At 65.4% G+C, this 11,656-nt stretch carries 9 protein-coding genes; 3 read left to right on the top strand and 6 right to left on the bottom strand.

What is annotated here, in order from left to right:
• Positions 1 to 146: 146 nt before the first annotated feature.
• Complete coding sequence (locus K8U54_RS17440) at positions 147 to 1,286, bottom strand: glutathione-independent formaldehyde dehydrogenase (RefSeq protein WP_249907000.1); 1,140 nt, start codon at positions 1,284 to 1,286, stop codon at positions 147 to 149.
• Between the two features lie 455 nt (positions 1,287 to 1,741).
• Between K8U54_RS17440 and K8U54_RS17430 the strand changes: the two genes are divergently transcribed.
• The gene (locus K8U54_RS17430; protein WP_249910519.1) at positions 1,742 to 1,996 is read left to right on the top strand and encodes a hypothetical protein; all 255 of its coding nucleotides are present in this window, start codon (positions 1,742 to 1,744) and stop codon (positions 1,994 to 1,996) included.
• 98 nt (positions 1,997 to 2,094) lie between these two features.
• On the opposite strand, the gene K8U54_RS17425 is transcribed toward K8U54_RS17430, so the two are convergent.
• The 3 genes from K8U54_RS17425 to K8U54_RS17415 all read right to left on the bottom strand — a co-directional run bounded on the left by K8U54_RS17425 (position 2,095) and on the right by K8U54_RS17415 (position 4,192).
• On the bottom strand, positions 2,095 to 2,571 hold the full coding sequence (locus K8U54_RS17425; protein ID WP_249906999.1) for a DUF1348 family protein: 477 nt from the start codon (positions 2,569 to 2,571) through the stop codon (positions 2,095 to 2,097).
• Between the two features lie 61 nt (positions 2,572 to 2,632).
• Entirely contained in the window at positions 2,633 to 3,202 is a 570-nt protein-coding gene (locus K8U54_RS17420) for a TetR/AcrR family transcriptional regulator (protein ID WP_249906998.1), read from the bottom strand.
• Between the two features lie 87 nt (positions 3,203 to 3,289).
• A complete protein-coding gene (locus K8U54_RS17415) occupies positions 3,290 to 4,192 on the bottom strand; it encodes a LysR family transcriptional regulator (protein ID WP_249906997.1) in 903 nt (300 codons plus the stop codon).
• A 104-nt stretch (positions 4,193 to 4,296) separates the two neighbouring features.
• On the opposite strand from K8U54_RS17415, the gene K8U54_RS17410 reads away from it, so the two are divergent.
• The gene (locus K8U54_RS17410; RefSeq protein WP_249906996.1) at positions 4,297 to 5,400 is read left to right on the top strand and encodes an AbrB family transcriptional regulator; all 1,104 of its coding nucleotides are present in this window, start codon (positions 4,297 to 4,299) and stop codon (positions 5,398 to 5,400) included.
• A gap of 104 nt (positions 5,401 to 5,504) precedes the next feature.
• Here K8U54_RS17410 and K8U54_RS17405 read toward each other — a convergent pair whose 3' ends face one another.
• On the bottom strand, positions 5,505 to 8,114 hold the full coding sequence (locus tag K8U54_RS17405) for a GAF domain-containing hybrid sensor histidine kinase/response regulator (RefSeq protein ID WP_249906995.1): 2,610 nt from the start codon (positions 8,112 to 8,114) through the stop codon (positions 5,505 to 5,507).
• Between the two features lie 697 nt (positions 8,115 to 8,811).
• On the opposite strand from K8U54_RS17405, the gene nhaA reads away from it, so the two are divergent.
• Positions 8,812 to 10,077, top strand: coding sequence for a Na+/H+ antiporter NhaA (gene nhaA / locus K8U54_RS17400; protein WP_249906994.1), 1,266 nt, complete (start codon positions 8,812 to 8,814; stop codon positions 10,075 to 10,077).
• A gap of 190 nt (positions 10,078 to 10,267) precedes the next feature.
• Here nhaA and K8U54_RS17395 read toward each other — a convergent pair whose 3' ends face one another.
• Positions 10,268 to 11,533: an OprD family porin gene (locus K8U54_RS17395; RefSeq protein WP_249906993.1), complete on the bottom strand. Its 1,266-nt coding sequence runs from the start codon at positions 11,531 to 11,533 to the stop codon at positions 10,268 to 10,270.
• Positions 11,534 to 11,656: the final 123 nt, after the last annotated feature.

The raw sequence follows: 11,656 nt of genomic DNA, 5'->3' as shown, positions 1-11,656 counted from the left end.
GCTCGCCTGTCAACGGCCGCTGGCGAACCCGCGCCAGACCAGCGATTTTCGCTCCGCGGTGGGCACCGCCTCGGCAGCCAGCAGCGGGCCCCGTACCCACGCCATGAGGGGGAGCCGCCTCATGGGTAAGGCGGCTCCCCGGAGCCTCACGCAGCCGGTTTCATCACTACCTTCGTCCAGCCCTGGTCACGGGCATCGAAGTGCTTGTAGGCGCTTGGGCCATCGTCCAGCTTCAACCGATGGGAAACGATCTGCGAAGGCGTGGCGCGCCCGTGGTGGATCAGCTCCGCCAGTTGGCGGTTGTACGCCTTGACGTTGGCCTGGCCGGTGCCGATTTTCTGCCCTTTGAACCAGAAGGCACCGAAGTCGAACGCCATCTTGCCCTCTTTGGCCAAGGCATTTTCAGCCCCAGGATCCTGGGGAACGAACAGCCCGACCACGCCGATCCCACCGGTCGCCTTGGTCGAGGCGACGAGGTTGTTCATGGTCAGGTGATTCACCTCATGGCCATGTTTGTCGCAGCACTGGTAGCCCACGCACTCGCAACCGCGATCGGTGCCTTTGCCATTGGTGTAATTGAGGATCTCGTCGACGGCCTTCTGCTCGACCGAGTTGATTGGCGTGGCGCCCATCTGGGCGGCCAGTTTCAGGCGGTCCGCTTGATCGTCGATGACGAAGACCTGCGAAGCGCCCTGGATGAGCGCGGCGTGCGCCGCCATCAGGCCGACCGGGCCGGCGCCGTAGATGGCGATGGACTCCCCGGGCTGCAGCCCCGCCAGCCTGGTCGCATGCCATCCGGTGGGGAAGATGTCGGAGAGCATGACGTAGTCGTCCTCGCGCTCCCTGGCATCCTCGGGCAGCACCAGGCAGTTGAAGTCCGCGAAGGGAACGCGCAGCAATTCCGCCTGGCCGCCGTCATAGGTACCCATCTCGGCAAAGCCATAGGCGGCGCCGGCACTGCCTGGGTTGGCAGTCAGGCAATAGCCGGTAAGGCCCTTCTCGCAGTTCTCGCAAAAACCGCAGCCGATGTTGAAGGGCAAGCAGACCATGTCTCCCACCTTGACCCGCTCGACCCCCGCGCCGACCTCGACCACCTCGCCGAGGTTCTCGTGGCCGAAGACGCGGCCGGTCTCGAAGGTGGTTCGGCCTTCGTACATATGGAGGTCGGAGCCACAGATATTGGTGGAGGTGACTCGAACGAGCGCATCCGTTGGCCTCTCGATCTTCGCATCTGGGACGTTCTGGACGCTGACGTCACGCGGGCCGTTGTAGACGATTGCCTTCATCTGGGTTCTCCAAGTCAGTTCAAAGGAGCGCCGATGGCGCTTTCGTTCCTATTGGGTTCGTGTCCCCTGGGAAAGCCGTTGTTCAGCAAAACTGACTGGCGCCTGACGGGCGGTGCCACGCTGACGACCGGTCCAACCGCACTCCCGGCACCACCTGGCGATACCAGGGGCATGCGGGCATCGCGCTGAAAGGACCTGCCGCCGGATCACCAGCGCACCTGCAAGATGATCGGATTGCTGCTCGCCGGGCTGGTGCGCTCACGCCGCTCGGCCACCTCACGGGTGGTTACCGCACCACCATGTTTGCCCCAAGTGCCACGAACGAAGGTCGGTACCTCGGCCGTCTCCGGGCGAACCAGGCCAAACTGATCGTCCAGTCGGTGAAGGCCCGCTGTTCGAAGTCGCGCCTGCCATAGATGACTGCCTGAACCACCTGTTCGGTGCGGTCTTCGAACATGACAACCCCGACTGGCAAAGCCGCCGGCGTGCAATCGCAATTGCAGTCCCATATCCGCATCAGCAGGAATGTCGGGCTCACCGAGAGCCGGCTCAGGCAGCTGGCAGATGTGCTGCAGGCGCGGGTCGGGCCGCTGAACGGGCAGCGTACGCTCGATGCCATCTCGACCGTCGCGCCCGATGAGGTCCAGCCCTCGAAACCCCAGGACTTGCCACTACCGGTCCCTGAGGATCGGGCTCACCCAGGTGCGTGAGGTCCGCCATGGCGTCCTGCTACAGCGGCAGGCACTCCGCGGCGCGGTTGACGCCCCCGACAGCACGACCGTCGGGGGCCTGTCCGGCAGGCTGATGCTTACAAACCCAGTTCCGTCAGCCCCGGGTGATCGTCCGGGCGGCGGCCGAGTGGCCAGTGGAACTTGCGCTCGCTTTCCTTGATGGGCATGTCGTTGATGCAGGCGAAGCGGCGGTGCATCAGGCCATCGGCTGCGAACTCCCAGTTTTCGTTGCCGTAGGAACGGAACCAGTTGCCCGAGTCATCGTGCCATTCGTAGGCGTAGCGCACGGCGATGCGGTTGTCGGTGAAGGCCCACAGCTCCTTGATCAGGCGATAGTCCAGCTCTTTCTCCCATTTGCGGGTGAGAAAGCCCTTGGCCTCCTCGCGGTTGGTCGCGAACTCGGCGCGGTTACGCCACTTGGTGTCCAGCGTATAGGCGAGCGAGACCTTTTCGGCATCGCGGCTGTTCCAGCCATCTTCGGCGAGTCGTACTTTCTCGATCGCGGTTTCGCGGGTGAACGGCGGAAGTGGCGGGCGAGTTTGGGCATCAGGCATGGTAGTGCCTCCAGGCAACGTGGATAGATCGGTTGGGGTAACGTCTTTGAAGCTCAGGTCGTCAGGGCGAGGCCTGTTCTAACAACAGCTGCGCAACATCCCTTGCGCTGTCGGCGGCGCTGTAATCACCCATCACACGTGCCATGGTGATCGCGCCCTCGATCAATACCAGCAACTGCTTGGCCAGTGCCTGCGGGTGCTCGATATTCAATTGCCCGGTCAACTCGAGCGTGTAATCCAGCAATTTCTGTTTGTGCAGCCTGGCGAGCTGACGGATGGGGTCATCGGGGTCGCCCACCTCCCCCGCCGTGTTGATGAACGCACACCCGCAGAAGCCCTCGGATTCGAACCAGCCCTTGAGCACGGTGAACATGCTCAGGATGCGGGCCTGGGGCGTAGCCCCTTTGTCGCACTCGGTTCTGAACCAGTACATCCAGCGGATATCCCGCGCTTTCAGCGCGGCTTCGGCCACTTCGTCCTTGGTCATGAAGTAGCGATAGATGCTTTTCCGGGCGACGCCCGACGTTCTCACCAGAAGGTCCATGCCGGTGGCATGAATTCCGTTCCGATAGATGAGCTGCTCGGCGCTGGCCAGGATCTTTTCGCGGGTATCGGTCGTCGTCTTGTTCATGGCCTTAAGGTAGAACGATCGTTCTACCTCGTCAAGCGCTCGCTGGAGAAAAACGTCGGCAATGGCGCCCGGCTACTCGATGGTCATTCAGTCGCCACTGAAGAACCGGCGGCCGTTCTCGCGCAGCATCGAGACCAGGGTGGCCGCCGCCGAGGGCAGATAGCCTCCCGCCCGGACGGTCACCGCCACGGTTCGTTGCATGGTCGTTTCAGGCAACTGCACTTCCCGCAGCCTGTTCATGCCCTGGCTGAACTGCAGCGTTTCCCTGGCCAGAAAGCTCAACAGATGGGTGCGGGCGATCAGCCTGGGAAGCATGGAGATGGTGTTGGTTTCGATCTGCACCACAGGTGCCGCCAACTTGTGCACGGCGAACAGGTTGTCGACCCAGCGCCTGGAAGAAACCGCCGGCGACGGCAGTATCCAGCGGTAGCGGGTCAAATCGGCAAGGCCGTATGGCGCGGCGAAAATCGGATGGTCGACGCTGGCCACCACCACCGCCTCGTCCTCCAGGATCGGATAGGTCACGAACTGCGGGTCCTGGGCATGCAGGGGGCTGATGATCGCGTCCAGTTGCCCGGATCTGAGCGAGCTTTTCAACACGTCATCCTGGCCGATCGACAGGCTCAGCCTGACCTCGGGCGCCCGCTCCAGCAGGGAGGCGGCCAGCTGCGGCAGCAGGTATTCGGCCATGCTGGCTGCACATCCCAGGCGCACGTTACCGATCAGCCCGTTGGCCAGGTCGTGCACCTCGCGTCGCGTCTCGGAAACGCTCGCCTGCAGCTGCCTGCTTCTGATCAGTAGCAGCTCACCCACTTCGGTCAGCCTGATACCCCGGCCATCACGTTGGAACAGCCGCGCGCCGAGCGACTCCTCGAGCCGCTGGATGCTCTTGGTCAAGGCCGGCTGGCTGCGGTTCAGCTTGTCGGCAGCCCGCCCCAGGTGGCCGATTTCGGCAATGGTTTCGAAGTAGCTGAGGTCGCGCAGGTCCATGATTCATTCACAAAAGTTATCGTTCATAAAAGATTAGAAAATAGACGTGATGAATCAGCCTGTCGATAATTTGCCTCGAAGCGCTAACGCGCGTGATCGTCGGAATGCCAATGCCAGCGCAACACAACCTTCTCCCATGGCCCGCCCAGGCACTGCGCTGGCTGGCCCTGGTCCTCTGCGCCGCGATTGCCGGGCACGCCCTGCATGCCGTCGGGGTACCGGCAGGCCTGTTTCTGGGGCCCATGCTGGTGGCCATCGTCTTCGGCGTGTGCGGCGCGGGGCTGCGCCTGCACAAGCACGTCTTCAGGTTCGGCCAGGGCTGCGTGGGCCTGCTCGTCGCCCACACCATGACCTGGTCGGTCCTGGTGTCGCTGGCCACCTCCTGGCACATCATGCTGTTCGCGACGCTGCTGACCGTCTGCCTGAGTGCGCTGGTGGGCCTGGGAACCGTGCGGTTCGGCGGTATTTCCGCCAATACCGCCGCCTGGGGAACGGCGCCGGGCGCCGCATCCGCGATGGTGGCCATGGCCGAGGACTACGGCGCCGACTCACGCCTGGTGGCCACCATGCAGTACGTGCGGGTGGTGTGCGTGGTGATGGCGGGCGCCCTGGTCAGCCATTGGCTGGGGGCGACGAGCGGCGTCAGCCAGGCCATCGCCAACGCGCCGCTGACGAGCCATGGGGATCTGGCCCTGGGCATCGGCGTGATCCTGGCCGGCGTCGTCGCCGCTGCGTTTCTACCCGCCGGGGCCTTGTTGGTACCACTGCTGCTCGGCGCCGCCCTGCAGTTGGCCGGCATGCTGACCATCACCCTGCCCAGCGAGCTGCTGGCATTCGGCTACGCGGCCATCGGCTGCTACATCGGCTTGCGCTTCGACCGCGAGACGCTGAGTCATGTCTGGCGACGCCTGCCAGCGATGATCGTCGGCGCCCTGGTGCTGATCCTGCTCTGCGCCGGACTCGCCTGGCTGCTCGCCTCGCTGACCGGAACGGATTTCCTGTCCATGTACCTGGCCACCAGCCCGGGTGGGCTCGATGCGATGGCGATCATCGCGGTGGAAACCCATTCCGATGCCGGCCTGGTCCTGGCCATGCAGACGCTGAGACTGTTCGGCGTGATCCTCACCGGAGCATTCTTCGCCCGGCAAATCATCCGCCTGACCGCGGCAGAGCCCCCAAGTCCGGCGAAACGGGACAGACCGACCTAGCCGGCACCGATCCCTTGCAGTGGCGAGCACGCGCTCCGGACAGTTGACCGGCAGCGCCATGGGCCCCGCCCGCGGCAGTGCACGAGGCGCCGTCCGCGGAGAATTCAGGGCGCCGAGACCACGGCCGCGGGCGCTTCGTCCCAGGATTCGCCGCGAAGCTGAGCGAGGCTTGCGGCGAGTTCGCTCTTGCGAAACGGCTTGGTCAGGCGTGGCAGCTCCGGGTCCAGGCCCTCACGCTCCGCATAGCCGGACACCAGCAGGATCGCGATTCCAGGCCGGGAGGTGCGCACCATGCGCGCCAGATCGGTGCCATTGATGCCCGGCATCAGGTGATCGGTGACCAGCAGGTCGAAGGGCTCGCCGCTGGCCACCCGCTGCATGGCCTCTTCGCCACAGGCCGCCTCGACCACGCGATAGCCCAGTTCGGCCAGCATGTACGAGGTGCTGGCCCGTACCAGGTCCTCATCATCGACCAGCAGCGCCGTACCGCGCGTCTGGCGAGGCTCGGCGGCCTCGACGATGCGCAACCCGGCGGCCGGCTCGGCGGCGCTGCGCGGCAACCACAGCTCGACGCTCGTGCCGAGGCCGGGCGCGCTCTGGATGGTCAGCGCGCCGTTCAGCTGGGATGCCAGCCCGTGCACCATGGAAAGACCGAGCCCCGTCCCCTTGCCCACGCCCTTGGTGGAAAAGAACGGCTCCACCGCGCGGGCCAGGGTTGCCGCGTCCATGCCGGTGCCGGTATCGGCAACGGACAGGCACAGGTAGTGACCGGCAGGGAGTTTGGAACGGTGGCCCTCGGCGACCGACTCCATACCGACCGAGATACGAATCGTGCCGCCCTCGAGCATGGCGTCACGGGCGTTTACGGAGAGATTGAGCAACGCCATCTCGAGCTGGTTCTGATCGGCGATGGCGGCGGGCAGGTTTTCCGGCGCATCGATGACCACCTTGATTTGCGGCCCGGTGGTGCTGGCCAGCAGGTCGCCCATGTCACTGACCAGCTTGGCCACATCGACCGGCACCGTCTGCAACGGCTGACGGCGCGCGAAGGCCAGCAACCGCTGCACCAGGGTGGTGGCGCGCTCGGCCGACTGCATGGCGCCGGAAATGAGCCGCTGCTCCCGTTCGCCCCCCACGCCATGCCGCTGCAGCATGTCCAGGGTGCCGACGATCGGGGTGAGCAGGTTGTTGAAGTCATGGGCGACGCCGCCGGTCAGCTGCCCCATCGCTTCCATCTTCTGGCTCTGGCGCAACGCTTTCTGGACCTCCTCCCGTTCGGCAATCGCCTCGGCGATTCGTCTTTCCAGGGTGTCGTTGAGCTCGCGCAACTCCTCCTCGGCAACCTTGCGGGCAGTGATTTCGATGGCCGTACCGGTCACGCGCAGGCAGACGCCGGCGGCGTCGAACACCCCTCGCCCCTTGGCCGCGACCCAGCGCACCACGCCGTCCTCGCGGCCGATGGTGCGGTAGTCGACTTCGTAGAGGGCGCGTCGTTCAGGGTCGGCGGCCGCCACGAAGGCACTGATCGTCGCGTCGCGATCCTCGGGGTGCAGACCGTCGTAGAAGTCCTGCAGGGTGACCTCCACGTCAGCCGAGATGCCGAACATCGCCTTGGTCTGGGCCGGCCAGACCAGCGTGTTGCGAACGAAATCCACATCCCAGAAACCGACATCGGCGTGGTCGACCGCCAGGCGCAGCCTGGCTTCGCTGATACGAATCGCCGAATCCGTACGCGCACGGTGCACGGTCAGCCCCACGGTGTGAACCACGAAGTCGATGATTTCGATATCCGCCGGCAACGGCTCGCGGCGCTCGTGGTGGTAGAGAACGAAGGCACCGAGCAGCGCGGCTTGTGCCGAACGGATCGGGATCGAGCAGCAAAGGTGCAGACCCTGGCCGCGGGCCAGATCCCGCAAAGCGGCCCAGTTCGGGTCATTGCCGATGTCGGCCAGTGCGGTCACGGCGCCCGGGTCGATGGCGATGCGGTCGCTGGCTTCCTTGTAGGCGCTGGGCAGGCTCGGCCCCGCGCAATGGGCCAGATGCCCGCCCCCCTCATCGAGCAGCAGGATGCCGCCCAGGAAACCGGACACGGACAGCCCCTCCACCTCGCGGACGATCGCCTCCAGCGTGACGTTCAACGGCGTTTCTTCCACCGCCAGCTCGAGGATGCGTTTCTGCGCGGCACCGATGGCGACCTCACGATTGCGCGCCTGGGTCAGGCGGGCGTTCTCGATGGCGATGGTTGCCAATTGCGCCAGGCTTTCCAGGCGCCTGATGGTCTCGGCGGGAGGATCGTGGACGTCGGACCAGTACGCACCAAGCGCTGCGATGGGCACCGGCCTGCCGATGGGCACCATCACCAGGCTACGCACGAAGGTCGCCGCATAGGCCGCCTGGGGGATGCGCGGGTCGAGGCGAACGTCGCGGATCACGACCGTCTGGCAGTTATGCATCGCCCAGCCGGAAATACACTGCTCGGACGGGAAGCTCTGGCCCTGCCAGAGCGGCGAGACCGCATCTTCGGCCACGTAGGAACAGCAGCCTTCGTTTTCGATGACCACTGCAATACCCTCGGCGCCCACCGTGGCGCGCGCCGTGTCGCGCAGGATGGCGACGACCTGGTCGACCGATGCCGCCCTGGCCAGCCGCTCGCTGGCACGCAACACATGAACGAGGCGGTCGTCACCCATCAGATCCATCGGAACGGTCAGCAAATGGATCTCCCGACGGCTGCAGCATCTCTGTCTGCGGGCTCGTTCAAGTTGAAGGTGGGGAACGCGTTAGGGTGCGGGTCTTCTCGTCTCAGTATGGTCGGATTTCAGCGTCTCGGAAAGCTGGCCATCACGCCTGGTCGTGACAAGCGTTGGCGAGGCATGGCAGGTGGCCAACGCCCGCCTGCGACCGGCAAGCAACCTGGCCCACGCGGATCGCCATGCATGCACTTCGTGTGCTCGAATGTGGCAGTCGCGCCTTCGGTCATGGGCCACACGCTTCGCGCCCTCGGCACCGGGCGTGGCGTGTCGTCACCGGCCATGGCCAGGGCTCGCCAGGCGCCAGTGCCGGGCCAACTGAAACAGCCTGCAATCCTGCCGGGTTGAAACACCCACCACACCGGCGGTAGTATCCCACTCCAAAGGCGTGTGCTGCGTGCGCCCGGGGCCTGCCCCGTATACGGAGAACGACCCGTCGTTTTCCGTAAGGCTTCCAGACCATGCAGCAGTCCCGTTTTCCTTGGCAATGCCCCGCTTCCGAGAAGCCTCTCCGGGCACACCCCGCCAACCTGCTCTCCCTCATCTTGCGCACCTGGCAGCACTGCAGCTGGCCGGTGCTTCGCTGTGTCCGTCGTCCAGCCGATGCCGCCTGCTCACGGCCGCACGGCGCCCGCTTTCGTTCGTCAAAGGAGAACCCTGCATGACCCAATCGTCATCAATCCCAGGGCCGTCAGCGCTCAAGCGTTTTCTCGCCAGCGAGGCCGCCGGTGGCGTGCTGCTGATGATCGCCGCCGCCGCTGCCGTGATGGTCGCCAACAGCCCGTTGGCAAGCGCGTACTTTCACCTGCTGCATGCCGAAACCGGCCCGGCACTCAGCGAGAAGCTGGGGCCCATGACGCTGCACCTGTGGATCAACGACGGCCTCATGGCGATCTTCTTTCTGCTGGTCGGCCTGGAGATCAAGCGTGAGCTGGTGGACGGTCGGCTCTCGTCCTGGGAGCAGCGCCGCTTGCCTGCCCTGCCCGCCTTGATGGGCATGGCGGTGCCGGCACTGATCTACCTGGCGATCACCCGCGGTGATCCGCTGCTGACCAACGGCTGGGCCATTCCGGCCGCCACCGATATCGCGTTTGCCGTTGGCGCCCTGGCCCTGCTGGGCCGACACGCGCCGCTGTCGCTCAAGCTGATGCTGGTCTCCGTGGCGATCATCGACGACATGGGCGCCGTGGCCATCATCGCGATCTTCTATACCTCGTCGATCAAGCTCGGTGCACTGCTTGCCGCTGCCCTGATCATCGCCGTCCTGCTGGTGCTCAACCGCAGGCGCGTGATGGTGCTCTGGCCCTACCTGATCGGCCTGGTCCTGCTGTGGTACGTGACCCTGCTTTCCGGTGTGCATGCCACCATCGCCGGTGTCGTGGGCGCCTTTCTGATCCCCTACGTTCCGACGCCTGGCCAGCCGGATGCGGCCGAGTCGCCCCTGCACCGCCTGGAACATGGGATCGCGCCCTGGGTAGGGTTGCTGATCGTACCGGCCTTCGGCTTCGCCAATGCCGGGGTGTCCTTCGCTGGCCTGTCGCTGGCGGACGTGCTGGCCCCCCTGCCGCTGGGCATCGCCGCCGGCCTGTTCCTCGGCAAGCAGCTCGGGGTTTTCGGCGGTGTAGTGCTGGCGGTGAAATCCGGGCTGGCGGCGAAACCTCGCGGCTGCACCTGGCTGCAGATCTATGCGATATCGATGCTCTGCGGCATCGGCTTCACCATGAGCCTGTTCATCAGCGGCCTGGCCTTTCCGGGCTATCCGGCGTTCGTCGAGGAGTCGAAGATCGGCATCATGCTCGGCTCGCTGCTTTCGGCCATCGTGGCGTGCCTGATCCTGCGCTTCGCGCCGAAAGCCGCGGATCAGCGGCAGGAAGAACGGGCGCAGGAGACCGAGATCGCTCAGGACGGCGACGTCGCCCGCCTGTGAACGGGCGCAGCCCGGTGGCGTGGCTGCCGAGGCGCTGCTGATCCTGGCGTTGCCTGGCCAAGGGCGCCTGGCACCGAGCCAGGCGCCGGCCAGCGCCGAACCAACGGCTGCACCGGCAGCGGCGCATTGGCCGTGATGGCGACCGGCCGCTGCGGGTCTGCCGAACGGCCGTTCCTGCCAGCTCGAGCGGCTAGAAAAGACTCAGCGTGTAGCTGACGATCAGCCGGTTCTCGTCGATGTCGGTGCGGTAGTTGGAGCGCGCGGTGACGTTGCGCCAACGCAGGCCCACGCCCTTGAGCACACCACTTTGCACCACGTACGCCAGGTCCAGGTCGCGCTCCCAGTCCTTGCCCTCGAACCCCCTTCCCGTCTCCACACTGTCACCCTTCACGTAGCGCAGGGTACTGGTCAGGCCGGGGATGCCGAGCGCGGCGAAGTCGTAGTCGTGACGGACCTGCCAGGAGCGTTCGCCGGGCGCGGAAAACTCGTAGGTGGGCAAGGTATTGCCCATGGGATTGGTATTGGCGCCCACCTGGATGAAACCGTCATCGCCGTCGATACGCTGGTGGCCCAGGTAGAAGGTATGCCCGCCATGTTTGGCCGACAGCAAGGCATAGGTCGACTGGTTATCCAGCTTGCCGGCGATGCTGCGCCCCTCGTCGCGGGTGTCGAAGTAGCCGAGGTTGGCGCCCAGGGTCCAGTCGCCCAGCGGCTCGGCGTGCTTGAGGCTGTAGAAGCGCTGGGCGTAGATATCCTCCAGCTGGGCCTGCCAGATACCGACGCTGGTGCGCTTGGCATTGAAGGCGTAATCGGCACCCAGGTAGTTGAAACGGTCGCTGGTGAAACGGGCGATACGCGCCGGGTTGATGGGGTCGTTGATCAACCCGTACAGCTCCTGGCGGTCGGTGGAGTCGCGCAGGCTGGTGGAACGCATCTGCCCGGCCTGCAGGGTCAGCCCCTGAATCTCGTTGGAAACCAGGGCGGCGCCCTGATAGGTCGGCGGCAGCAGGCGCAGATCGCTGTGCACCAGCACTGGCAGATGGGGCCGCAACTCGCCGACCTTCAGCTCGGTCTCTGACAGCTTGACCTTGAGCGCCGCGCCCAGGCGCCCGTACTCATCGGCGGCGCGGCCATCGTGTACCGGCAGCAGGCCGCTGCTGGTCCGGCCACGGCCGCTGTCGAGCTTGATGCCATACAGGCCCAGCACATCGACCCCGAAGCCCAGCGGGCCCTGGGTGTAGCCGGAGCGAAAATCGAAGATGAAGCCTTGTGCCCACTCCTGGGTGCGGGACTGCGGGTTGCTGCCCACGATGCCGGAGTAGTCGCGGCTGAAGAAGTAATTACGCAGTTGCAGGTCGGCGTGAGCCCCCTCGATGAAGCCGCCCTCTTCGGCCTGGGCGGAAACACTCAAACCAGCCGCCAGGCAGCTGCCGAACACACGACGCAGATAGATCATGTCGATTCCCCATAACACGGGCACGAACGCGCCCTGCCACCAATCAACGTGGCAAACCAAAGGATGAGAGCTGTAAAGGGCCGGAGCGTGAGGAGTCACGCCCCGGCAGTGCCAGGAAGCCGC

This window comes from Pseudomonas fulva, from assembly GCF_023517795.1.
GTDB lineage: Bacteria > Pseudomonadota > Gammaproteobacteria > Pseudomonadales > Pseudomonadaceae > Aquipseudomonas > Aquipseudomonas fulva_D.
This window is presented reverse-complemented; position numbering and strand designations above follow the sequence as displayed.

Coding starts and splice junctions, on each gene's coding strand:
- K8U54_RS17440 (WP_249907000.1), bottom strand. CDS start 1,286: ATGAAGGCAATCGTCTACAACGGCCCGCGTGACGTCAGCGTCCAGAAC.
- K8U54_RS17430 (WP_249910519.1), top strand. CDS start 1,742: ATGACAACCCCGACTGGCAAAGCCGCCGGCGTGCAATCGCAATTGCAG.
- K8U54_RS17425 (WP_249906999.1), bottom strand. CDS start 2,571: ATGCCTGATGCCCAAACTCGCCCGCCACTTCCGCCGTTCACCCGCGAA.
- K8U54_RS17420 (WP_249906998.1), bottom strand. CDS start 3,202: ATGAACAAGACGACGACCGATACCCGCGAAAAGATCCTGGCCAGCGCC.
- K8U54_RS17415 (WP_249906997.1), bottom strand. CDS start 4,192: ATGGACCTGCGCGACCTCAGCTACTTCGAAACCATTGCCGAAATCGGC.
- K8U54_RS17410 (WP_249906996.1), top strand. CDS start 4,297: ATGCCAATGCCAGCGCAACACAACCTTCTCCCATGGCCCGCCCAGGCA.
- nhaA (WP_249906994.1), top strand. CDS start 8,812: ATGACCCAATCGTCATCAATCCCAGGGCCGTCAGCGCTCAAGCGTTTT.
- K8U54_RS17395 (WP_249906993.1), bottom strand. CDS start 11,533: ATGATCTATCTGCGTCGTGTGTTCGGCAGCTGCCTGGCGGCTGGTTTG.